General features: G+C 62.7%; 22 protein-coding genes. 16 read left to right on the forward strand and 6 right to left on the reverse strand.

What is annotated here, in order from left to right:
• Positions 1-15 precede the first annotated feature (15 nt).
• Positions 16-1,362, forward strand: a complete 1,347-nt coding sequence (locus tag G6N83_RS07065) for a DEAD/DEAH box helicase (protein ID WP_165140667.1) — start codon at positions 16-18, stop codon at positions 1,360-1,362.
• Here the strand turns inward: G6N83_RS07065 and G6N83_RS07070 are convergent.
• From G6N83_RS07070 to G6N83_RS07080, 3 genes are all read right to left on the reverse strand, one after another.
• Positions 1,359-3,011 carry an FAD-dependent oxidoreductase gene (locus G6N83_RS07070; protein ID WP_165140669.1) on the reverse strand — a complete coding sequence of 551 codons (1,653 nt, stop codon included), beginning with the start codon at positions 3,009-3,011 and terminating at the stop codon, positions 1,359-1,361. The two genes, G6N83_RS07065 and G6N83_RS07070, sit on opposite strands and share 4 nt — an antisense overlap.
• Before the next feature lie 264 nt (positions 3,012-3,275).
• Positions 3,276-3,716, reverse strand: a complete 441-nt coding sequence (sufU, locus tag G6N83_RS07075) for a Fe-S cluster assembly sulfur transfer protein SufU (protein WP_165140671.1) — start codon at positions 3,714-3,716, stop codon at positions 3,276-3,278.
• A complete protein-coding gene (locus G6N83_RS07080) occupies positions 3,713-4,996 on the reverse strand; it encodes a SufS family cysteine desulfurase (protein ID WP_165140674.1) in 1,284 nt (427 codons plus the stop codon). Before G6N83_RS07080 ends, sufU begins: the two co-directional genes overlap by 4 nt.
• Positions 4,997-5,054: 58 nt before the next feature.
• On the opposite strand from G6N83_RS07080, the gene G6N83_RS07085 reads away from it, so the two are divergent.
• Positions 5,055-5,729, forward strand: coding sequence for a Pr6Pr family membrane protein (locus G6N83_RS07085; RefSeq protein ID WP_165140676.1), 675 nt, complete (start codon positions 5,055-5,057; stop codon positions 5,727-5,729).
• Here G6N83_RS07085 and G6N83_RS07090 read toward each other — a convergent pair.
• Positions 5,726-7,381 (reverse strand): glycoside hydrolase family 13 protein, encoded by a 1,656-nt coding sequence (locus G6N83_RS07090; protein WP_165140678.1) that lies wholly within the window; start codon positions 7,379-7,381, stop codon positions 5,726-5,728. The genes G6N83_RS07085 and G6N83_RS07090 overlap by 4 nt on opposite strands.
• Before the next feature lie 62 nt (positions 7,382-7,443).
• Here G6N83_RS07090 and G6N83_RS07095 point away from each other — a divergent pair, with 62 nt between their 5' ends.
• Positions 7,444-7,977, forward strand: coding sequence for an adenine phosphoribosyltransferase (locus tag G6N83_RS07095; RefSeq protein ID WP_165140680.1), 534 nt, complete (start codon positions 7,444-7,446; stop codon positions 7,975-7,977).
• A 9-nt stretch (positions 7,978-7,986) separates the two neighbouring features.
• Here G6N83_RS07095 and uraH read toward each other — a convergent pair whose 3' ends face one another.
• The gene (uraH, locus tag G6N83_RS07100; protein WP_165140682.1) at positions 7,987-8,310 is read right to left on the reverse strand and encodes a hydroxyisourate hydrolase; all 324 of its coding nucleotides are present in this window, start codon (positions 8,308-8,310) and stop codon (positions 7,987-7,989) included.
• On the reverse strand, positions 8,307-8,831 hold the full coding sequence (gene uraD, locus G6N83_RS07105; RefSeq protein ID WP_165140684.1) for a 2-oxo-4-hydroxy-4-carboxy-5-ureidoimidazoline decarboxylase: 525 nt from the start codon (positions 8,829-8,831) through the stop codon (positions 8,307-8,309). Before uraD ends, uraH begins: the two co-directional genes overlap by 4 nt.
• A 106-nt stretch (positions 8,832-8,937) precedes the next feature.
• Between uraD and allB the strand changes: the two genes are divergently transcribed.
• From allB to add (G6N83_RS07170), 13 genes are all read left to right on the forward strand, one after another.
• Positions 8,938-10,293: an allantoinase AllB gene (gene allB / locus G6N83_RS07110; RefSeq protein WP_183408482.1), complete on the forward strand. Its 1,356-nt coding sequence runs from the start codon at positions 8,938-8,940 to the stop codon at positions 10,291-10,293.
• Positions 10,290-11,390 carry an acetamidase/formamidase family protein gene (locus tag G6N83_RS07115; protein WP_165140686.1) on the forward strand — a complete coding sequence of 367 codons (1,101 nt, stop codon included), beginning with the start codon at positions 10,290-10,292 and terminating at the stop codon, positions 11,388-11,390. Before allB ends, G6N83_RS07115 begins: the two co-directional genes overlap by 4 nt.
• Complete coding sequence (locus tag G6N83_RS07120) at positions 11,387-13,018, forward strand: AtzH-like domain-containing protein (protein ID WP_241246118.1); 1,632 nt, start codon at positions 11,387-11,389, stop codon at positions 13,016-13,018. Before G6N83_RS07115 ends, G6N83_RS07120 begins: the two co-directional genes overlap by 4 nt.
• A gap of 38 nt (positions 13,019-13,056) precedes the next feature.
• A complete protein-coding gene (locus G6N83_RS07125; protein ID WP_165143245.1) occupies positions 13,057-14,238 on the forward strand; it encodes a pyridoxal-phosphate-dependent aminotransferase family protein in 1,182 nt (393 codons plus the stop codon).
• A 1-nt stretch (position 14,239) separates the two neighbouring features.
• Positions 14,240-15,541, forward strand: coding sequence for an allantoate amidohydrolase (locus G6N83_RS07130; protein ID WP_165140688.1), 1,302 nt, complete (start codon positions 14,240-14,242; stop codon positions 15,539-15,541).
• Between the two features lie 9 nt (positions 15,542-15,550).
• Entirely contained in the window at positions 15,551-16,921 is a 1,371-nt protein-coding gene (locus G6N83_RS07135) for an amidohydrolase family protein (protein WP_165140690.1), read from the forward strand.
• A gap of 160 nt (positions 16,922-17,081) precedes the next feature.
• Positions 17,082-18,158, forward strand: coding sequence for an ABC transporter substrate-binding protein (locus G6N83_RS07140; RefSeq protein ID WP_165140692.1), 1,077 nt, complete (start codon positions 17,082-17,084; stop codon positions 18,156-18,158).
• A 14-nt stretch (positions 18,159-18,172) separates the two neighbouring features.
• Positions 18,173-18,997 carry an ABC transporter ATP-binding protein gene (locus G6N83_RS07145; protein ID WP_165140695.1) on the forward strand — a complete coding sequence of 275 codons (825 nt, stop codon included), beginning with the start codon at positions 18,173-18,175 and terminating at the stop codon, positions 18,995-18,997.
• Positions 18,987-19,817, forward strand: coding sequence for an ABC transporter permease (locus G6N83_RS07150; protein WP_165140697.1), 831 nt, complete (start codon positions 18,987-18,989; stop codon positions 19,815-19,817). The genes G6N83_RS07145 and G6N83_RS07150 overlap by 11 nt, the downstream gene beginning before the upstream one ends.
• Positions 19,814-20,707 carry an ABC transporter permease gene (locus G6N83_RS07155; RefSeq protein WP_241246119.1) on the forward strand — a complete coding sequence of 298 codons (894 nt, stop codon included), beginning with the start codon at positions 19,814-19,816 and terminating at the stop codon, positions 20,705-20,707. The genes G6N83_RS07150 and G6N83_RS07155 overlap by 4 nt, the downstream gene beginning before the upstream one ends.
• An 8-nt stretch (positions 20,708-20,715) precedes the next feature.
• The gene (gene add / locus G6N83_RS07160) at positions 20,716-21,759 is read left to right on the forward strand and encodes an adenosine deaminase (RefSeq protein WP_165140699.1); all 1,044 of its coding nucleotides are present in this window, start codon (positions 20,716-20,718) and stop codon (positions 21,757-21,759) included.
• On the forward strand, positions 21,756-22,379 hold the full coding sequence (locus tag G6N83_RS07165) for a helix-turn-helix domain-containing protein (RefSeq protein WP_241246120.1): 624 nt from the start codon (positions 21,756-21,758) through the stop codon (positions 22,377-22,379). The genes add (G6N83_RS07160) and G6N83_RS07165 overlap by 4 nt, the downstream gene beginning before the upstream one ends.
• A complete protein-coding gene (gene add / locus G6N83_RS07170; RefSeq protein WP_165140701.1) occupies positions 22,376-23,416 on the forward strand; it encodes an adenosine deaminase in 1,041 nt (346 codons plus the stop codon). The genes G6N83_RS07165 and add (G6N83_RS07170) overlap by 4 nt, the downstream gene beginning before the upstream one ends.
• Positions 23,417-23,505: the final 89 nt, after the last annotated feature.

A 23,505-nucleotide genomic window follows, 5' to 3' on the forward strand; every position in this document is an offset into this window, starting at 1 on the left:
AAAGATACATTTTCTATGCCTACTTTTCTTGACCTCGGCGTGCCCGCGCCCCTGGCCCGTGTACTTGCCGACTCCGGTAAGACGGAAGCCTTTCCGATTCAGGAAGGCACTCTTCCTGACTCTCTCGCTGGCCGTGACGTACTCGGTCGTGGCCGCACCGGCAGCGGAAAAACCATTGCGTTCGCTCTTCCGATGGTTGCGCGGTTGAGTGCAGCTAACGCCGCACGCCGCACTCCTGGTCGCCCCCGCGGCCTCGTTCTTGCACCGACTCGTGAGCTGGCTACCCAGATCGCTGCCGTGCTCGCGCCTCTTGGCGCCGCGACCGGCCTGAACGTCACCACAATCTTCGGTGGCGTCAGTCAGCGCCCCCAGGAGCAGGCACTTCGTGCCGGTGTCGACATCGTCGTAGCGTGCCCTGGTCGCCTTGAAGACCTTATGAAGCAGGGCGTCATCAACCTCGACCGCGTCGAGATCGCCGTGCTCGATGAGGCCGACCACATGGCCGACCTCGGGTTCCTTCCGGGAGTCACCCGTATTCTCAACGCAACGCCGCAGGGCGGTCAGCGCTTGCTGTTCAGCGCGACCCTCGACCGTGGTGTCGATGGCCTCGTGCGTCGGTTCCTCCGCGACGAGGTTCGTCACGAAGTTGACGAGTCGAGCGTTCCCGCCGCAGCTATGACCCACCGCGTGTTGATGGTCAGCGACGCCGAGAAGTCCGACCTCGTCCGTGCTCTTGCCTCTGGCATGGGTCGCCGCATCCTCTTCACCCGCACCAAGCACCAGGCGAAGAAGCTCGCCAAGGTGCTGACGGCAGCCGGCATCCCGGCCGTCGATCTGCACGGAAACCTCTCGCAGTCAGCGCGTGAGCGTAACCTCGCGTCGTTCGGTGCTCCGGTTGAAAAGGGTGGTGTTCGGGTGCTCGTGGCAACCGACGTTGCTGCTCGTGGTGTTCACGTCGACAACGTCGAACTCGTTGTTCACGTCGACCCGCCCATGGAGCACAAGGCATACTTGCACCGCTCGGGCCGTACCGCTCGCGCCGGTGCTGAGGGAACTGTCGTCACCGTTACGCTCGAATCACAGCGTCGCGACGTCACCGACCTGCTGCGCAAGGCTGGAATCTCGGTTCCGTTCGAGCGCGTCACAGCTGATGGCGCCCCGGTCGTTGAACTCGTCGGCCCGCACGCTCCCTATGTGAAGCCTGCTCCCGTCACGGTCAACCACACACCGTCGAAGAAGCCCGGCGCATCGGGTGCTCGTCGTGGCTCGGGTCGCCCCGCAGCTGCTGGCGACCGCTCGGGTGACCGCAGTGGCGCACCGCGCCGCCGCCGTGCGCCGCGTTCAAGCGCGGCTCGCGACTAGACCACGTTGACGGCGGGTTCGCGCACCTGGGCTCCTGCAGCCCACGTGCGGAACCCGCCGTCAAGGTTTACGGCGTCAATTCCGTGCTGCGTGAGAATTCGAGCTGCGGTGTGACCGCGTTGTCCGACCTGGCAGTGAACGATGACGGGTCCCGCGGGGAGCTCATCGAGTCGTTCGCGTAGTTCGTCGACAGGAATATTGACGGCGGCCGGGATACTGCCTGCGGCATACTCGCCCGCAGAGCGCACGTCGATAAGCGTTGCCCCGCTCGTTCGCGCGGCCTCGAGTTCGTGCCACTGTAACGAGCGGGTCGCGCCGGTGCGCAGATTGTCAGCGACGTATCCGAGCTGGTTGATGGGATCTTTTGCCGAGCCGAACTGTGGTGCATAGGCGAGCTCGAGTTTCGCAAGAGCGGATGCCGTTATTCCCGCTGTCATTGCCACAGCGATGATATCGATGCGCTTGTCGACGCCGGAACCACCCACGATCTGTGCTCCCAGAATCCGGTCCGACTCCGGGTCGACAAGAAGCTTCATCGACATTCCCTCAGCGCCGGGGTAGTACCCGGCGTGAGAAGCCGGGTGCGTGTGGATGACGCGCAGGGGCGCGCCTGCTGCCCGCAGTTCGGTTTCACTTGCGCCGACCTTGGCCGCGACCATGTCGAAAACTCCGACGATCGCCGTGCCGAGAGACGGCGCGTTGGTCTCTGCAACACCGGCGATGACGTCGGCAGTAGTTCGCCCGTGGCGATTCGCAAGCCCCGCCATCGTGACGAGTGTCGGCTCACCGGTGCGGGCATCTTGTTTTTCGACACCGTCGCCGACCGCGAAAATGTTCGCGTCGCTCGTGCGGTTTTCTGCGTCGACAGCGATACCGCCGGTAGGGCCGAGTCGCAGCCCTGCTGTCAATGCCAGCGTTGTTTGGGGTCGAACTCCGCTCGCATCGATGATGAGGTCGGGTTGCTGGGACGTGCCGTCGCTGAGGTGAACGATCCCACCGTCGACGCGGTCGATGACTGTGGAAGTGTGCACATCGACCCCGTGCGCGCGCAGGTGCGATTCGAGCGGAACAGTCATCTCGGGGTCGAGCGGAGTCAGAATATGGGGTCCGCGCTGAACCAGTGAGGTGTGAAGCCCGCGAGAAACCAGGTTCTCGGCGGCTTCGAGGCCGATGAAACCGCCGCCGATGACGAGAGCGGAGCGGATGCCGTTGTCGCGTTCGAGGAGCGCGGTGATGGCATCGACGTCGCTTACGGTGCGAAGAGTGTGCGTGGGAATGTCACCAAAAGTGACCTCGCCCCGGGCTGCTGCGCCGACGGCCAGGATGAGGGTGTCGTAGTGCTCCGTCGAGGTTGTCGACGTTGCAAGCTCGACGACTGTGACGAGCTTCAGGTCGGGATCGATCGAGACGACCTCGTGCCCGGTTCGCACGTCAAGACGGAATCGTCGGTGCAACGAATCGGGGGTCTGAAGGAGAAGCTGCGATCGGTCGGTGATGATCCCGCCGACGTAGTACGGGAGGCCGCAATTGGCGTAGGACACGTGCGGTCCACGCTCATACACGGTGATCTCGGCAGACTCGTCGAGTCGCCGCAGCCTCGTGGCTGCTGACATCCCGCCTGCCACTCCGCCGATGATGATGGTCCGCATTTGTGATCTCCCCGCTCATTGTCATACCGTATGGGGTATAGCGTATACCCAGTGGGGTATCCCGAAAACCTCGAAAGGTGTGTACATCGTGTGCTACGCAGTCAACTGCAAGACCTGTGGAAAAACGACCTGGGCCGGATGCGGTCAGCACGTAGATAGCGTCAAGCGCTCAGTGCCGTCGAGCCAATGGTGCGGCGGCCATCCAAAGGCCGAATCAACCGGCGGGTTCTGGAGCAAGATGTTCGGTCGCACGAACGCCTAGCTTTAGGCGCGCGACAGACCGTCTTCCAGGGCGACCCACGCGAGCATCGCGCACTTGACGCGGGCTGTGTACTTCGAAACCCCCGAAAGTGCCGCGGCGTCGCCGAAAACGTCTTCGTCGAGGGTGAGTTTGCCGCGTGAGCGCAGCACTTCGCGGAAGCCCGCGATGAGGGCGTCAGCTTCAGTGCGCGGCATCCCCTCGACAAGGCCCGTGAGCATGGATGCCGACGCTTGCGATATCGAGCAGCCGGCGCCTTCCCAGCTCACATCGCGGATCGCGCCGTCGTCATCGACGCGCACGCGCAGCGTGATTTCGTCACCGCAGATGGGGTTTCGCTGATGCGAATCGGCGCTTCGACCGTCGGCGTCTTCAAGACCAAAACCGTCGCGGGCCTTGGAGTGGTCAAGGATGAGCTCCTGGTAGAGCCCTTCGAGCCCGCTCACGAGCCCGCTCCGAAGAATGAGCGCACGCCGGATACCGCGTCAAGCAACATGTCGATGTCTTCTTCCGTGTTGTAGAGCGAGGCCGATGCACGAACGGATGCCGTCATCCCGAAGCGGCGGTGAAGCGGCTGTGCGCAGTGGTGGCCGACGCGAACAGCAACTCCGCGTGCGTCGAGAAACTGACCCACGTCGTGCGCGTGCACGCCCTGCACTTCGAAAGCGCTGAGGGCGACACGGTCGACACCGTCGGGAGCGTCGCCCAGCAGGCGGATGCCATCGATTCGGCGGAGACCCTCACGCATCCGTCGCTCGAGCACACGTTCGTGAGCGTGAACTGCTGCCATGCCGACGGTGTCGAGGTACTCGACTGCGGCGGCCAGCGCGATGGCCTGTGAGACCGGCTGCGTTCCGGCCTCGAACCGCTGGGGAGCCGGAAGATAGTCGGCGCTATTGAGCGAGACGGTTGTGATCATCGATCCGCCCGTCAGGAACGGCGGCAAGGCATCGAGAACCTCAGCCCGACCGTACAAGCCGCCAATGCCATACGGGCCGAGCATCTTGTGGCCAGAGAAGACAGCGAGATCGACACCGAGTGCGGGTAGGTCCAGGGGCACATGTGGCGCTGACTGGCACGCGTCGAGCACCGTGAGTGCGCCGACGCTCTGCGCGAGAGTGACGAGTTCTGCGACCGGGTTGACGATGCCCAACACGTTCGAAATGTGGGGGAAGGCAACGATTTTGGTGCGCGCTCCGATAAGGGATGCCGCAGCATCGAGCGCAAGCGTGCCGTCGTCGTGCACGGGGATGTGTCGCAGCACGGCACCCGTTCGGGCAGCAAGTTCTTGCCACGGAATGAGGTTGGCGTGATGTTCGGCCTCGGTTACGACGATCTCGTCACCCGGAGCGAGCGCAAACCTCCGCGCGGCAGCGCCGCCGCGCCCGGCCGTCGCGTTGCCAACTGCATACGCAATGAGGTTGATTCCGGCGGTCGCACCGCTCGTCCAGACGAGCTGCTCTTCGTCGGCACCGACGAATGCGGCAACGCGCTCTCGAGCATCTTCAAAAAGCACCGTCGCTTCGGCGGCAAGAGTGTGGGCCCCGCGGTGGACGGCCGCGTTGGTCTGCGTGAGGAACGCGATCTCGGTATCGATGACAGTTTGCGGCTTCTGGCTGGTAGCCGCAGAGTCGAGGTACACGAGGCGCTGACCGCCCACGCTCTGCGCCAAAATGGGGAAGTCGGCGCGGAGCGCACCCGCATCGAGCGCGGGCAAAGAGTTCATCCCTCCAGGCTACGCCGCGTCGCGGGGTTCTTGGGCGGCGGGCCACTACGATCGCAGCATGTTCCTCCCCGACCGCCGCATCGCTCTGACCTACCGGGTGCTCACCGTCATCGTGATCGCGATCGGCCTCGGTCGAATCACGGGTGTTTTCGCCGGTGACGTGTCGGGCACCGAGTTTTTGTTCTACACAGTGCAGTCCAACATCCTGTGCCTGGTGTGGGCAGTTGCGCTCGGCATCCGCACAGCGCTCGACCTGCGATCCGACGGTGTGCGCGGCGGGTCAACGCCGTCGGCGCGGGGAGGCGGGGCCGTCGTGATGGCGATCACCATCACGATGCTCATCTACCTGATCGTGCTCGTGCCGATCAGCTTCACGCAGAGCAGCGGCTACACGCCGTTCACTCTCACCGACAATCTCATTCACATCATCGCGCCGTGCCTGATCATCGGTGACTGGTTGTTGTTCACGCCGAAGGGTCGATTGCGTTGGTATGACCCGCCCCTGTGGGCACTCATCCCGTTCGCGTATCTCGCCTTCGCCTACGCGTGGAGCGCGGCCGGTGGCGACTTTGGGTACGACCGCGCATACCCGTACCCATTCATGAACGTCGAAGAGCTTGGCATCGGCGGGGTCGCCGTATGGCTCGTGGGCCTCACCATCGCCCTCGAAGCTGTCGGCTTTCTCTACGTTGCTATCGACCGAGTACTGGGCGCGACCGCGCGGCGGTCCTAGACGGTTTCGAGCCAGACCGCGGTGTCGACGGGGAGCTGCGCGCCATCGAGGGGGCCGCTGGATGTCACAACGACTCCGGCGGGCAACTGTGCCGGCGCGGCACCGATGTTTACGAGCACCGTGATCGGTCCATTGCGGAACGCGATCACATCGTCGCCGAAACCCTCGAGCCACTCAAGCGTGCCGACACCGAGGCCGCGTTCGCGTCGTTCCGCGAGGAGCGTGCGGTAGAGCCACAGCGTCGAGTCGGCGTCTGCTTCTTGCACATCGCGCGCAAAGTCAGCCCATTCCTCGGGCTGTGGCAACCAGCTCGCGCCGGTGTCGTTAAAGCCGTACGCGGCGCCCGTGCGTGACCAGGGAATCGGCACGCGGCATCCGTCACGACCGTACCGCTCACCGTTCGTGCGGAACCACGTGGGATCTTGCCGAGCGTCGTCAGGAATCTCGATCGCTTCGGGAAGACCCAGCTCCTCACCCTGATAGATGTAGGCGCTACCAGGGAGAGCAAGCATGAGCGTCGTGGCAGCGCGTGCGCGCCGAAGACCGACGACGGGATCAGGTTTTCCCTTCGACTTCGGCCCGATCCCGTCGCCCTGCGGGTTGTCAGCGGTGAGGGCGAGACGCGAGGCGTGACGCACGACATCGTGGTTCGAGAGCACCCATGTGGGAGGGGCGCCCACGCCGGGAAATGCCCGGAGCGAATCGGCGATCACGCGGCGAAGGGCGACAGCATCCCACTCGGTCGTGAGGTACGGAAAATTAAAGGCCTGGTGCATTTCGTCGGACCGCACCCACAGTGCTGTCCTTTCGGGCGTCGGAAGCCATGCTTCGGCGCAGAGCGCGCGGTCACCGTCGTAGGTTGCGAGAAGTTTGTGCCACTCGCGGTAGATCTCGTGCACCGCCGGCTGGCCCCAGTAGGGAACGTCGTCGGCGTCGCCGCCCATCGATCCACCTTCGGGGCTGGGCGTGTAATCGGGGAGCCCGTCCTTTTTGACGAGACCGTGCGCGACATCCACGCGGAAGCCATCAACGCCACGGTCGAGCCAGAACGTCAAAACTCGTTCGAACGACTCACGGACCTCTGGATTGGTCCAGTCGAAGTCGGGCTGTGACTGGTCGAACAGATGCAGATACCACTGACCGGGCGCACCGTCGGGTTCCGTGATCCGTGACCATGCCGGCCCGCCAAAAACCGAATCCCAGTTGTTGGGAGGCAACGAACCGTCGGGGCCTTGGCCGTCGCGGAACATGTAACGGGCGCGCTCCGCGCTGCCGGGGCCAGCTGCAAGCGCTTGCTGAAACCAGACGTGCTGATCGGAAGAATGGTTGGGAACCAGGTCGACAATGACGCGGATGCCAAGGGTATGAGCCGTCTTGAGCATCACATCGAAGTCGCCCAGTGAGCCGAAGATCGGGTCGACATCGCAGTAATCAGCAACGTCGTAGCCGGCGTCTTTCTGCGGCGACGTCATGAAGGGGCTCAGCCAGATGGCGTCTACTCCGAGAGAGGCGAGATCAGTCAGGTGCGACGTGATGCCGGGGAGGTCCCCCATGCCGTCGCCATTGTTGTCAGCGAACGAGCGCGGGTAGATCTGGTAGATGACAGCGGAACGCCACCACTCGGAACCGGCAGTGTCAGTAAGCAGAGTCATGGCGCTAAGGCTACGGGAACACGTTTCGCAGGGCGAAAACGCCGCCGGATAGTCTTGTCTCCATGCCCCGCAATACTTCTGAGGCTTTGGCGCGCGCCGAATCTCTCATCGTTTCTATCCCCGACTATCCGAAGCCGGGGATCGTCTTTCGCGACATCGCTCCGTTGCTGGCGGATGCCGATGCTCTTCGCGCGACGGTCGATGGTCTTCTCGAGCCGTTCGAGGGGACTTTCGATGTCGTCGCGGGAATCGAAGCACGCGGTTTTCTTCTCGCCGGTGCTGCGGCGATTGCTGCGGGCGTAGGACTCATTCCGATCCGCAAAGCCGGCAAGCTCCCGCGACCGGCGGCGTCCGTGTCGTACACCCTTGAGTACGCGGACGCGGCAATCGAAATGCACGACGACATCGCACCCGGCACGCGCGTCTTACTGCTCGATGACGTGCTCGCAACGGGGGGCACGATCGCGGCCGCCCACACGTTGGTGGCCGAAGTCGGTGGGGTCGTCACCGGCACCGCGGTGTTGCTCGAACTCGATGGCCTCGGCGGACGATCAGCTGTGGGTGACGACAACCTGCACTCGTTGTTTCACGTGTAACGCGATGCCTTAACTGCCGCGATACGTCGAGTACGCGAACGGGCTCAGTAGCAGCGGCACGTGATAGTGGCGCTCGTCGGTCACAGTGAAGGTGACAGTGGCCGACGGGTAAAACGTCTCGACGCCCTGGCTGGAAAAGTAGGCACCCGTCGCGAACGTCAGTGCGTAGTCGCCGCGTGCGAGTATTTCTGGCCCGAGTGCGAGTCTTCCGTCGGAGTCGGTATTGCCCTCGGCGACAACGCCTCCCGTGACATCGGCGAGAACAACCCCGACGCCGGTAGCTGGCACGCCGGTGCTCGCATCGAGGATGTGAGTCGTGAGGTGAGTGGTCATTCCTGCTCCTCAGGGGTCACGGCATCCGTGCCGATTGTTGTGCGAAGACGCAGGAGTGCGATTTCCGCGAGCTGTTCGGTCGCTTCGCGTGCTTCGTCGGCCTCATCGTTCTCGAGGCGGCGGTGCAAGTGCGACAGCATTTCTGCGGGGGTCCGCCCCGCGGCGCGAATGAGAAAGACTCGGCCGAACCGGGCCTCGTAGTCGGCATTGCCGGTGGCGAGGGCGCTCACGATGTCGTCAGCAGCGGTCGACATCGACGACTGCTCAGCTCGGGAGGCATCGGCCGTCGCGCCGGATCCACGCGGCTTGTCGCCGATGCGGGGGTGATGGCTGAGAGCCGCGTCGAGATCAGCGCGCGACCAGACCGAGGCCAGGCTCGAAGCGTATGAGGCGAGCGCGTCGGCCGAGCTGTACGGACGGCCAGCGACAACGGCATCGACCCACCCGGGGATTGCAGCCCACACCGCGACGGTGGCTTGGGCATCGGACTCGGAAAGGGCGTTGAATTCGTCAAGATCCACGCGCACACGCTACCCGCTCGAAGTTTCTTTGGAGTTACCGGGGGCAGTAACCGAAATGTTGGTGCGAGTTACATCCACGAAACGCAAAGCGCCTAGCGTAAGCGCCATGAGCATTGCGTCACCCGCCTCGATTGCCGCGCATCGCGCCTTTATCGCGGGGGAGTTCCGGCCGGCTACCGTCGACATGACCGACGGCCTCGTGACGACGATCCGAGACTTCGATGACACGGCGGATGTCGTAGTCGGCGACGACGTGGTGCTCCTGCCAGGCCTCGTCGATTCGCACGTGCATCTCGATGAGCCTGGCCGCACGGAGTGGGAGGGCTTCGCAACCGGCACCGCCGCGGCTGTTGCTGGTGGCGTTACCACCGTGCTCGACATGCCACTCAACAGCGTTCCTGTGACCACGACCCCAGAAGCGCTCGCCGCTAAGCGGGCCGCGGCGCAGGGAAAGCTTGCCGTGGACGTCGGTTATTGGGGCGGTGCTGTTCCCGAGAACCTCGGGACTCTGGCTCAGCTCGCCGAAGCCGGGGTTGTCGGGTTCAAATGCTTTCTTTCGCCCTCCGGCATTGATGAATTTGGTCACCTGGATACCGCGCAGCTCGAAACAGCGCTCGCCGAGATCGTGAAATTCGATGGCGTGCTCATCGTGCATGCCGAAGATCCAGCGCACTTGCACGCAGATGGCGCTCTGGGGCCGCACTACATCGACTTCTTGGCGTCGCGTCCGGGGATTAGCGAGAGATCGGCGATCGGTCAGGTCATCGATGCCGCTCACCGCACGGGCGCTCGCGCCCACATCGTGCACGTATCGGATGGTGCGGCGCTCGATGAAGTGCGCGCGGCAAAGGCGCGCGGCGTACGCCTGACTGTCGAGACGTGCCCGCACTACCTCACGCTGAAAGCCGAGGATGTGCCTGACGGTGCCGGGGCGTTCAAAGCGTGCCCGCCGATTCGTGACGCGAAGAACCAAGATCTGCTGTGGCAGGGCGTTGTCGATGGAACGATCGATGCGATCGTCAGCGATCACTCACCGGCAACCCTCGCACTCAAAGAACAGGGTGATGGCGACTTCGGTCTCGCGTGGGGCGGGATCGCCGGACTTCAGACGGGCCTGTCCGCAGTGTGGACCGCGGCAAAGAGCCGCGGCATCCCGCTCGAGACGATTCTGCCGCTGATGACAACAGGCCCTGCCCGCATCGGCGGGCTAGGGTCGCGCGGCCGCATTGCGATCGGCGAGCCAGCGCACCTCACCGTTTTTCACCCGGATGCCTCCTACACGGTGCGTGCGGAAGCCCTCGAATACCGCAACCCGATGTCACCGTGGGACGGCGCGACGCTTGACGGTGTCGTGGAATCGACGCTCGTTCATGGCCAGATCGCGTACCGTCGGGGTGAGCAGGTCTCGGTGCGTGCCGGGCGCGAGATTCTCGCGAAAACACTCAGAGAGGTGCCGGAATGAGCGTCGACATTCTGCAGCCGGGAATCGGTGAGATTTCGGGGGCGCACTATGTGCCAGCAAGCCCCGACAACGTCATGTGGGGGCGTCTTCCCTGCGCTGTGGATACGCCCGTGCTCAGAGTCACCGCCGGTAGCAGTGTGACCTTTGACACCGTGAGTCACGAGGGAATTCTCGAGGACCAGGGTAAAGACCCGCTGGCGTACTTCACGTCTCACGGCGTCGCTGCAGATCATGTGCTCGACGATGCGATCGAGATTGCGGCATCCCTCTCGCGAAACCCGGCGATCGATGGTCCGCACGTCGTCACGGGGCCGGTGTACGTCGAGGGAGCAAAACCCGGCGACCTTTTGAAGATCACGGTAGAAAAGCTGCTGCCGCGAGTGCCCTACGGCGTGATCTCCAACCGCCACGGCAAAGGCGCGCTTGTTGGTGTGATGCCGCGCGGACCCGAAAACGTGAGCGTTTTTACGCCCGTCGAGCAGCGCGATTCGGGACTGGTCGGGGTGCTTCCGGTCACCGAGGGTGGCGAACGTGTCGTCGAGTTTCCGCTTGCCCCGTTCCTCGGCACGATGGGAGTCGCCGTCGCGGGAGATGAGCACCCGCACTCTGTGCCACCCGGTGCGCACGGCGGCAACATCGACATCAATCTGCTGGTCGAAGGAACAGTGCTCTACCTTCCGGTGCAGGTTGCCGGAGCCCTCGCCTACGTGGGAGACCCCCACTTTGCGCAGGGCGACGGCGAGGTCGCTCTCACCGCGCTCGAAGCCTCGTTGCGCGCCACGGTGAGGTTCGACGTTGTGCCGCGGGCCGATGCGCTCGCCGCTTTCGGTGAGCTTGCGGGCCCGCTCGTTCGCACTTCCGAATACCTTGTGCCCACGGGCCTTGACGTAGACCTCGGCGAAGCGATGCGCCGATGTGTGCGTGCCGCGATCGACCTCATTCAAGCGCGATGGGGGCTCGACGAGCACATCGCCTATGCGTATTTGAGCGCTGCGACCGACTTCGACATTTCACAGGTGGTCGACATCGTGTGCGGTGTGCACGCGCGAATTCGTGAGGCGGACTTCGCCCGTATTGAGGTTGAGGAGACCGCATGACGCCCGCAGTTCCGACTCCGGCAGAGGTTCCCACGGGCATGCCCGACGATCTCTTCGAGGCCCTCACCGCGTACGAGCGTGCCATCATCGCGAACGACCTCGACGCTCTCGATGCGTTTTTCGCCCCGGGCTCCGAGACGATGCGGGGAGACGCGGGCGGCTTGCTTGTCGGTCACGATGTCATCAGCGCTTTTCGCGGCGTGCGCGGTGGTGTCCCGCCCCGAACGATTACTCATGTCGAGCACCGCGAACTCGCGCCCGATGTGGCACTCGTGGTGTCGGTTTCGCGCTATCACGGCGGTGGAACGGGTCTGCAAACTCAGGTGTGGCAGCGCACTAACGACGTGTGGCGTATTTCTGCAGCTCACGTGACTCCCCGCGCTCACGCGCTGGACAAGTCGGTGTGGCGAACCGTCGGCGACCCGTTGTGGCAGGGTGCCTGGGACGGTCCACTCGAGGGGCTGACGGTCGCGGTAAAGGACCTGTTTGCGATCAAGGGCTACCGAATCGGCGCGGGAAATCCGACGTTCCTCGACTCGGCGCGGCCCGAATCGACGACGGCAGCCGCAGTCTCCGACCTGCTTCGCGGCGGTGCATCGCTTCGAGGAATCGCGCGAACAGATGAATTCGCGTATTCGATCGCCGGCGACAACGCCCACTATGGCACTCCTCCCAACGGTGCCCTTCCCGGTGCTCTTCCCGGTGGATCGTCGAGCGGTCCGGCAACAGCGGTAGCGACGGGTCAGGCCGAGATCGCCCTCGCAACCGACACCGCCGGCTCCATTCGTGTTCCTGCTTCATACCAGGGGCTCTGGGGGCTTCGCACAACGCACGGTCTCGTGCCGCGCCAGGGACTCTTACCGCTTGCGCAATCATTCGACACTGTTGGTTGGCTCACCCGCGACGGTGAGACGCTGCAAAAGGTTGTCGACTGGTGCCTCAGCTATGACGGCTCTGACTCGACAGAGCGCGTGTTCGGCGAATCCGGCGACGATCTGCCGTGGCGCTTTCTTGTGCCCGACGAAGCATTGGCAGCCGTCGAAGATGACACGAGGGCGGCGTTCGATGCCTTCCTCGCGGGGCTAGCGGCATCCGATGATGCACCGATGATGCGGCGCGTATCGATCGGCGATCTCGACGACTACTACGAACCATTTCGCACCGTGCAAGCGTCGGAAGCATGGCGTAACAACTCCGACTGGTTGCGTGCCCACCCTGGCGCAACCGGTGCTGCAGTGGCGGAGCGGTTCCGGCTGGCAAGCGAAGTGACGTCGGATGCCGAGGCCCGCGCCCGAACGAAGCTCCAGGCTCTCGGAGAACAAGCCGACGACATGCTGCGTGGTGCCGTCATGATGATGCCGACAGTGCCGGGACCTGCCCCCATGCGTACATCCGATGGTGCGAAGGTCGATGTCGTGCGTCAGGCAACGCTTCGCATGACGACGCCCGCTGCAGTCGGCGGTTTTCCCGCAATTTCGATTCCCCTACTTACAGTGCCGTCGAAGCTCGGACCCGCCCCTGTGGGCATCTGCCTCGTGTCTCGCTCTGGCACTGATATCGCCCTCGTGCGCCTTGCGCGACGCCTGGCCGGCGCCGCACGTGCATTTCACCGAACGGAGACTCCGTGACTATTCCCGGCTCGATTGTTCCCCCCGCCCGTCTTCTGATGGGCCCGGGGCCCATTTCGGCTTACCCCAGCGTTTTGACCGCGATGTCGGCACCGCTTGTCGGACAGTACGACCCGTTCATGACAGCCACGATGAACGAGACGCAAGAGCTCTACCGCCAGGTGTGGGCCACGACGAACGATGCGACGGTATTGGTTGACGGCACCTCGCGCGCTGGAATTGAAGCTGCCATTGTGTCGCTCATTCGTCCGGGTGACCGCGTTCTCGTGCCGGTGTTCGGGCGCTTCGGCCATCTTCTGACCGAGATCGCCGAGCGTGCGGGCGCCGAGGTTCACAAGATCGAGACCGAGTGGGGACAGGTGTTTCCCGCATCCGTCATAGAAGAGGCGATCGTTCGTGTGAAGCCGACGCTCTTGGCGGTTGTTCAGGGCGATACCTCGACCACGATGCTGCAACCGCTCGAAGACCTCGGTGCGATCTGTGCAAAACACGGCGTGCTCTTCTACACCGATGCGACCGCGTCGCTCGGCGGTAATGCGTTCGAAGCGGACGCTTGGGGACTCGATGCCGCAACCTCGGGTCTCCAGAAGTGCCTCGGCGGACCGTCCGGTTCATCACCGATCACGCTGAGCGAAAAGGCCGTCGCCGTCATTCGTTCGCGCGCGAAAATCGAAGCCGGAATTCGGGAAGACGGCGACCCGGATGCTGCTGACTTCGTCAGGTCGAACTACTTCGACCTCGGCATGATTCTCGATTACTGGGGTCCGCGACGCCTCAATCACCACACCGAAGCAACCTCGATGCTCTACGGGGCTCGGGAGTGCGCCCGCTTGCTTCTTGCTGAAGGCCGCGACGCAGTGATTACCCGGCACGAGATCGCCGGAGCAGCAATGCTCGCGGGCGTCGAGGCGCTCGGGCTTCAGGTCTTCGGAGATGTTGCTCACAAGATGACCAACGTCGTTGCGGTGGAAATACCCGAGGGTGTTGCCGGAGATGCAGCGCGCGGCGCGATGCTCGATGACTTCGGTATTGAAATCGGTACATCGTTCGGCCCGCTCCACGGGCGAGTGTGGCGCATCGGAACAATGGGCTACAACGCTCGCAAAGACACCGTGCTCACAACGCTCGCCGCCCTCGAATCGGTGCTCCGTCGCTTTGGCGCCTCGGTTCCCGCGGGTGGTGGAGTAGAAGCAGCTCTCGACGTATACGCCGGGGTGTGACATGGCGTTATTGACCGGAGTTGCACCCGACCGGATCGCTGCGGCCGCCCGGCGCGTCATGGCGCGATGCGAAGAACTCGCTCGCGTCAGCGCGACACCGGGTGAAATCGAGCGCGTGTACCTGTCGACCGAGCACGCGCGGGTCAACCGCCTCGCGGCGGAGTGGATGCGTGAAGTCGGCATGAAGAGCCGCCAGGATGCCGCGGGCAACCAACTCGGCAGGCTCGAAGCCGCCGAGCGCGGTGCGCCGGCCCTCATGATTGGTTCCCACCTCGATACCGTTCCCGACGCCGGGCGGTTCGACGGCATCGTCGGTGTGTTGATCGGACTCGAAGTCGTGCGGCTGCTGCGCCAGCCCGGCCCGGGTGACACCTGGATCTCTCCGTTTCCGTTTGCCCTCGAAGTTGTCGCTTTCTCAGATGAGGAAGGCACTCGTTTCGGTAAGGCGCTGCTCGGTTCGTCAGCGGTTGCTGGCACGTGGGAAAAGGAGTGGTGGGCGCTCGCCGATAAAGACGGCACGACCCTTCGCCAGGCGTTTCTCGAGTTCGGCCTTGACCCCGCGCGTGTGGGGGAGGCATCCCGTCGCCCAGAAGAGTTGGTCGGATACCTCGAAGCCCACATCGAGCAGGGACCGGAGCTTGACCGCCGTGGCGAGTCGCTCGCTGTGGTGTCGTCGATCGCGAGTGCACGTCGTTTCCAACTGGTGGTCGAGGGCGAAGCTCGGCACGCGGGTGGTACTCCCTATGACATGCGTCGCGATGCCCTCCTCGGGGCGAGCGAAGCTGCCCTCGCTGTCGAGAGGATCTGTGCGAGCGAGCACCACATCATCGGAACCGTGGGTCAACTTGAGGCATTTCCAGGGGCAGTCAACATCGTTCCGGGCGAAGCGCGATTCTCACTCGACCTGCGCGGTGAGTTCGATGGGCAGCGCGACCAGGTGTGGAATGCGATCTCGCGTGACCTCGACACGATCATGGGGCGCCGTCACCTGCGATGGACTGCGCGCGAGATTCACAACGCACCGGCCGTGATGTGCGCGCCTCTCTTGCAGGACGTTGTGCGTGAAGGAATCGTGTCGACGCTCGCGCCCGGGTCCGACGCGCCCGCCACAATCTTCAGCAGAGCCGGCCACGACGGTATGTCAATCGGTGCCATTACCGATGTCGGAATGCTGTTTCTTCGTAACCCCGATGGCATCAGCCATCACCCCGACGAGCTGGTTTCGGGCGGAGACGTCGCACTCGGCATCCGCGCGCTCGCCGAGTCGGTGCTTCAGCTTTCTGCAGACAGAACTGCTTCTTGAGGAGAACCCATGTCACTTCTTGTCATCAATGCTCGGCTCATCACGATCCCCGCCGGAACCGACGACCCCGGATACATCGAGCGCGGATGGATGCTCGTTGAAGAAGGTCGCATCACCGGTATCGGCGAAGGCGATGCTCCCGAGACGTCGCTTGACGAGGTGCTCGACGTCAATGGTGCATTCGTTGCACCGGGGTTCGTGTCGTCTCACAGCCACCTGTTTACGAGCGGACTGCGCGGACTCGGCGTTGCGGACACCCTCTACGGGTGGTGCGATTCGATGCTCGGCTTCACCTCGCACATGTCGGCCGAAGACATCTATTGGTCAACCCTCCACGGGGCACTCGACTTTCTCAGCAACGGCGTCACGACGGCGTACAACTTCACCGACCCGCTGCAGGCATGGGAATCGATGGTCGACGGCAAGCGCGTGGGTAATGCCCAGATGCGCGGGCTCGAGTATCACACCCGTCAGGCCGACGGCTGTGCCGACGCCGGCATCCGCTTCGTCGATTCGATCGGAATGGATGCCACGGTCGGCACCGATGATGAGATCTTTGAGCGCTTCGGTGCCTCGGTCGCGCATACGCGCGGGCTGAATCAGGACCTCGCACTCGGTGCTTCGATCATGGGCCAAGTGCAGTGGTCACCGCGTGAAGATGCGGCTGAGATCGAAGTTGCTGCAATGCGCCGTTTCGGCGTGACCAACCAGGCGCACTTCCTGGAATCTCCCGAGGCTGTTGAGCTGCAGCAGTCGAAGTTCGCGATGTATCGGGATGCCGGCGCACTCGGCCCCGACATGATGTTCGGCCATTTCATCCAGACAACGCCCGAAATCATCGCGCAGACCGCGGCGAGTGGTGCATCGATGTCGTGGCAACCAGCGTCAAACGGACGCCTCGCTTCGGGTGTTGCACTTGTGCCCGAAATGATCGCAATGGGGATGAAGGTCGGCATGGGTCTTGACGACCAGGCGTGCACTGACGTCTCGGACCCATGGCAGAACATGCGACTCGGCATCTATATGCAGCGCGCGCGCACAAAAGAACCTCTGTCGATGATGCCGGAACTCGCGCTGCGGCTTCACACGCTTGGCGGCGCCGAGATCATGAGCGTCGATGACCGCGTCGGAAGTCTAGAGGTCGGCAAGTTCGCTGACTTCGTGGTGGTCGACCCCCGCCAGCCCGACATGGGGCCGTTGTGGCACCCCGTTCGCAACTACGTGCTTTCCAGCACACTTCGAAACCTCACGCGCGTGTACGTCGGAGGCGAGCTCGTTTCGAAGGCTGGCGCCTCGACGAACCCGCTCGCGGCGGTGGCCTCGGCGCGTATTCATAACGATTTGCCTGCTGTTGCGGCACATTTCGGCCACCCACACTGAGAATCTGCCGACACAAAGACAGCTGTAACGGCGTCGAAACACGTCGCCAGTGTTCATGAAATCTACAACGCCTACCTTCAGAGAAGTTGCACGACCGAGTACCCGCTCATGTGCAGTTCCTTAACCCGAGTGCAATACCGGCATCTGGAGACATAGCAAAATGACAATCTTTTCCTCACGGCGTTCACGCGTCGCCGCATCGCTTGCAGCGGTTGCGATCTCTGCCCTCGCTCTGAGCGCGTGCTCGGGCGGCTCGTCTGACGCTGACGCTTCGGCATCTAGCGGTGGCGATGCAGCAATCAAGAAAGACATCAACGTTCAGCTGAGCTGGATCAAGAACGAAGAGTTTGCCGGCGAGTTCTTCGCCGACAGCAAGGGCTACTACACCGACGCCGGTTTCGACTCGGTCACCCTGATCCCCGGCCCGACAACGGGTGCTGCTGAGCTCATCTCGGGCAGTGCCGACTTCGCAACGAGCGACGCGGTCTCCATCGGCTCGGTCGTCGCATCTGAGGGTGCACCGTTGAAGATCATCGGTACGACCTACCAGAAGAACCCGTTCACGGTTCTTTCGCTCGCTGACGGTGGCAACATCGCGACGGTCGATGACCTCAAGGGCAAGAAGATTGGTGTGCAGGACGCCAACACGGCGCTGTTCACCGCTTTCCTCGCGGCCAACGGTCTCACGACGGATGACGTAGAGATCGTCCCCGTTCAGTACGACCCGGCCCCGCTGACCAACGGTGAAGTAGACGGATTCATCTCCTACCTCACGAACGAGTCGATCATCGTTGCAAGCGAAGGTTATGACACCGTCAACCTGCCGTTCGCAGACAACGGACTCCCGTTCGTTGCCGAGACATTCGTCACAACCGACGACATGATCGCGAACAACCCCGAAACGGTCAAGGCATTCTTGATCGCTGAAATCAAGGGTTGGACCGACGCTGTCAACGACCCCGAAGAGGGTGCACGCCTTGCCTACGAAGAGTACGGCGCAGACCTCGACCTGAACCCGGAGAACTCCATCGCGGGCGCTACCGAGCAGGTTGAGCTCGTCGTCTCCGACGAAACCGCCGAAAACGGCCTCTTCACGATCAGCGACGACCTTCAGGCCGCCACGATCGAGAGCCTCGCCGGCGCTGGTATCGACCTCGAAGCATCCGATCTCTTCGACCTCTCGCTACTCAAAGAGGTTTACGAAGAGAACCCCGACCTGATCGCCTACGCGGGCTGATTTGGAGTTCTGACGTGACGCAACCCGTCGCTGAGGCTGGTGTCCAGGGCGCGACCCTGGGCACCGGCCTTCAGATTACTGACCTCAACAAAGTCTTCACGAGCGGCCGCAAGTCGGTGGTAGCTCTGCAGGACACAAACCTCCACACCGACCAGGGAACGTTCCTGTCGCTGCTGGGGCCGTCGGGATGCGGCAAGTCAACGATTCTTCGCATCCTCGCCGGACTCGAGCAACCGACCAGCGGAACGACGCGCGTCGATGGCAAGAGCCCGAAGGAGATGCGCAAAGAGAACAAGCTCGGCATCGCTTTCCAAGACTCGGCGCTACTGCCCTGGCGCAGCGTGTTGACGAACATTCGTCTTCCCTTTGAGATCGCAGGAAAGTCTGTCGACAAGGCCTACGTCGACGAGATGATCTCGTTGGTGGGTTTGAAAGGCTTCGAGAAAGCAAAGCCCGCGCAGCTGTCGGGCGGTATGCGTCAGCGCGTATCGATCGCTCGGTCGCTCATCATGCGTCCCGAGGTTCTGCTATTCGACGAGCCCTTTGGCGCTCTTGACGATATGACGCGCCAGAAGCTCAACCTCGAGCTCCTGCGTATCTGGACAGAGAAGCCCGCGACGACCCTCATGGTCACCCACGGCATCTCGGAGGCGATCTTCCTGTCAGATCAGGTCGCTGTCATGAGCCCGCGCCCTGGACGCGTCAAGGAAGTCATGACGATCGATCTACCGCGGCCGCGTCTTCCAGAAATGATGCGGACGCCCGAATTCCACTCCTACGTCGATCAGGCATCAGACTTGCTCTTCGGCGAGGGAGGCGCAGCGGCCGATGACCACTGACGCACCCGCACGGGGTCGCGCGATCCAGTGGGAAGACGTGAAAATTCCCGCGTGGCTCTCCGGCACCATCGGTGGAGTGGGCCTGGTCGCGCTGTGGTGGATCATCTCCGCCATATGGGTTAGCCCCAACGGAACCCACCCCATTCCGAGTCCCCCGGAAGTCATCCTCAGCTACTTCGATTCCGGCTGGGATTTCTACTGGCGGAACTTTTCCGTGACGCTCGAAGAGGCGGGCATCGGCTACGTTTGGGGCAACGGTTTGGCGCTGCTGCTCTCGGCCGTCGTGCTCATCGTGCCACGCCTCGAAGGCGTCGCGATGCAGCTCGCGATCCTCACATACTGTGTTCCGATTGTCGCCATCGGATTCATCGCCGTCGTGCTTTTCGGTGCACCCCCCGTTGGCGAGCCGAGCGGAACAGCCGTATTTCTCGCGGCGCTTTCGGTGTTCTTTACGACGGTTGTCGGGGCGCTCCTCGGGTTGAAGTCCGCAGATAAGACGAGCCTCGACCTCATCACCGTGTACGGCGGGTCGAAATTCACGCAGCTCATCAAAGTTCGGCTCATTGCCGCTCTTCCCGCCATCCTGAACGCGCTGCAGATCGCCGTTCCGGCAGCGTTCCTCGGAGCCGTGCTCGGGGAGTTCTTCGGCAAGGTGGAGGCGGGCGTTGGACTTGCGATGATTCTTGCCCAGCAAAACTCTGACGCGCCTCTTGTCTGGGCGTTGGCGCTCGCCTCGGGTGCTGTCGCACTCTTGGGATTCGGGCTGGTCGGGCTGATCGCACGACTGGTGGCACCGTGGTCGAAGGGAACCGCCTCATGAGCACAATGACGACGAGCATGCCATCCGGCGTGACTCCGAACGGCACCCCGCAGTCGGCTGAACTCAACGCTGTTGTGCGCAAGCAGGCAACGACGGGCGCAATGAAAGCGCTCGGATGGGGCCTTGCGACGTTCTTCGGAACGATCATCGCGGTGCTCGCGCTGTGGGTCGGAGTCCTTTGGGTTTTTCAGATCTCGCCGCTGATCGCTAAGGGTCCCGTCGACATCTGGAACTTCCTCGTGACGGTTCCGGCGGCGGAAGCCAACCGCGAGATAATCTTCGGCAATCTCTGGGTCACTCTCGGCGACGCCGTTATCGGATTCGTCGCGGGCCTCATCGTCGCGATTTTGGGTGCCGGGCTCTTTCAGCTGAGCAAGGGTGCTGAAAGCGCGCTGATGCCGGTCGCGATGTTGTTGCGGTCGGTTCCCCTCGTCGCAATGGCTCCGGTGATCATCCTGATCTTCGGGCGCGACTTTTGGACAGTCGCCGTCATCGGTGGAATCGTCGTACTCTTCCCGGCGCTCGTCAACATCTCGTTCGGCCTGAAGTCGGCCTCGCCACAGATGAATGACCTCGTGGAGGTCTATGGGGGCGGCGCGTGGAAAAAGCTCAACACCATCGCAATGCCTTCATCGCTTCCGGCATTTTTCGCGGCAGTCCGTATCTCCGTGCCGGGCGCCATCACAGGCGCGCTCCTCGCCGAGTGGCTGGCGGTGGGCGGTGGGATCGGTGGCTCGATCGCAGGCTACGTGCCGCAGGCACAGTTCAACGCGCTGTGGGCATCGGTTGTTGTCGTCACGGCGGCCTCGCTGATTCTCTACAACGTCATCCAGATCGTTGAAGACGTGGTCCTGGCGCGCATGGGTATGACACCTCAGAAAGGCATTTAGGTCACACGGTGAGCACCACAACCGATCTCGTCGCTTTCGCGACAGGTCTCCCCAAAGCTGAACTGCATCTTCACCTCGAGGGCACCCTCGAGCCCGAGCTGAAGTTCGCACTCGCTGCGCGAAACGGCATCCCGCTGGACCAGACCTCGGTGGAAGAGGTGAAGGCGACTTACGATTTCACCGACCTCACCAGCTTTCTCGCTATCTATTACCCAGCGATGAATGTGCTTCAGACGGCAGACGACTTCCACGATTTGGCATGGGCCTATTTGCAGCGTGCGCACGCTGATGGAGTCGTGCACGCCGAGATGTTCTTCGATCCTCAGGCGCACACGAGTCGTGGGGTGCCGTTTGAGGCGGTGATCTCGGGCTATCGAAGAGCTGCCGTGCGCGCGCAGAGCGAACTCGGTGTCTCGGCAGAGTTGATCCTGTGCTTCTTGCGTGATTTCTCGGCTGAGTACGCGATGGCAACTCTCATGGAGGCGCTGCCTTACCGATCGTGGATCGTGGGCGTAGGTCTCGACTCCGACGAGCGCGGAAACCCTCCCGAAAAGTTTGCTGCCGTGTTTGCGCGAGCGAAGGCTGAGGGGTTCTTCCTGACGATGCACTGCGACATCGATCAGCCCGGCTCGATTGATCACATCCGTCAGGTGCTCACCGAGATCCAGGTTGATCGCATCGACCATGGCACGAACATTGTGGAGAACCCGGAACTCGTCGCACTCGTGAAAGAGCGAGGGCTCGGGCTTACATGCTGTCCGGTGTCTAACTCGTTCGTCACCGAGCAGATGAAGTCCGATGAGATTGTCGCCCTGATGCGCGAAGGCGTGAGAGTCACGATCAACTCCGATGACCCCGCATACTTCGGAGCATATGTATCAGCGAACTACGTCGCTCTCGCGGAACAGGCGGACCTGTCGCTTGCAGACCTCGTCCTGCTGGCCCAGAACTCTTTCGAGGCATCGTGGTTGACGCCGCGTCGCCGTGCTGAATACCTCGATCGCATCGCAGAATACGCGGCAGGCTTCGGCATTGTGGGGGATGTTGCGTGAGCGAAGTCGTCGCAAGCGTCGAGGCCGATGCGCAGAGCGATGAGGCTTCGAGTCGGCGTCTCGGTGCGTACATGCGTCAGCTTCGAAAGGCTCGTGGCCTGACGCTTGTTCAGCTGGCCGGCGAAACCGAGCTGTCGCATCCGTTTTTGAGCCAGCTGGAACGCGGACTTGCGCAACCAAGCCTCGGCTCGTTGCGGCGCATCGCGCTGGCGCTTGAGACGAGCCCGATCGAGCTGATTGCTGCCGCCGATGCTCCCGCGGCGGGCGCACCCCAGATCGAAGTGAACCATCAGCATGGTGAATCAGTACCGGAAGGATTTGCGGCCGGTACTGCCCGTATGCTGGCACACTCGAATCGTCCGTTTCACCCGATGGAGGTCTTCTCCGACGCGACAGCGCCCGCCGACCACTTCGTGCATGCCGAAGATGAGTTCGCATACGTCCTCGAAGGTGCAGTGATGATCGATCTCGACGGTCAGCTGCAGCGGCTAGAGCCGGGCGATACCGCGTACTATTGCGGCGGTGTTTCACACCGATGGTGGTCAGCCGATGGTGGCGCATTTCGGTTGCTGATCGTGAAGCAAGGATTCGCATTCCGGCCCGACGGTGGCCAGGAGTGATCAGCGGCTCCGACTATCTGCAGTTACTGCCTAAAACTGAGCTGCACTGTCACTTCGCGTCGACCCTGACTGCACCGTTGTTCATTGAGCTCGCGGCGAAATACGGCGTCGAATTGTGGGCCGACAACGCGGACGAATTGTTCGCATTTGATGACCTTGCCGACTTTCTGGTGGCTTTTCGCGCAGCTCACGATGTGCTGCGCGAGCCGGACGACTTCGCTCGCGTGGCGCGAGAGGGTGTTCGCCATGCTGTTGCTGCGGGAAACTTGCGCTACCGCGAGTACTTCATCAATCCGCAGTACTTCGCGGCTCGAGGACTCTCTTACGCCGACGTGATTGACCCGCTGATCGCTGGTCTTCGCCAAGCCGAGCGCGACTACGGGGTCGGGTTTCGTGTCGTCGTCGCGATTAACCGTCAAGAAAGTCCTGAGTCTGCGGTTGAGCTTGTGCGTCAGGTCGTTGCGCACGGTGCGCCCGAGGTCGTCGGCATTGGTCAGGATGATTTGACGCCGGAGGGAACCGAAGACCCGACGCGGTTCGTTGCTGCCTACCGACTCGCGCGTGAACACGGGCTCAAGCTGACGGCTCACGTCGGCGAGACCGACAACGCGACACCGGATGCCGTGCGTGAGGCGATCGAAGTCCTGGAGTGTGACCGGCTCGATCATGGGTATCGAATCATGGATGATCCTTCGCTCGTTCGGTTGGCGTTGACGCGCGGCATAGCCTTCACCGCAACGCCGGTTTCGACCACGATTTGCTCAGGGTGGGTGCTCGACCCGTCGCACCGTATTCGCGCCATGATCGATGCCGGGCTAAAAGTGACACTGTCGACCGACGATGCGCTGTTCTTCCGCACTGATCTCGGGCGTGAGTACCGCGAGGGGCTCACGCTGCTGGGCGTGGACATGGATGCCGCCAAGCAAATTGCCATCAATGGCATCGACGCCGCGTTCTGTTCCGAGGATGAAAAAGCGCGGATGCGTGCGGAATTCACCGCGCAATTTCTTGCCCTCGATACGCTTCGGGTTGCCTGATCGTTATCTAAACATAGCTCGCCGGCGCCAGATTCGCTTGACGTCAGCGAGATCATGATGGATAGTGAATCTCGTGCTAAAAGGATTTA

The sequence above is a fragment of the Microbacterium endophyticum genome, assembly GCF_011047135.1.
In the GTDB taxonomy this organism is placed as follows: domain Bacteria; phylum Actinomycetota; class Actinomycetes; order Actinomycetales; family Microbacteriaceae; genus Microbacterium; species Microbacterium endophyticum.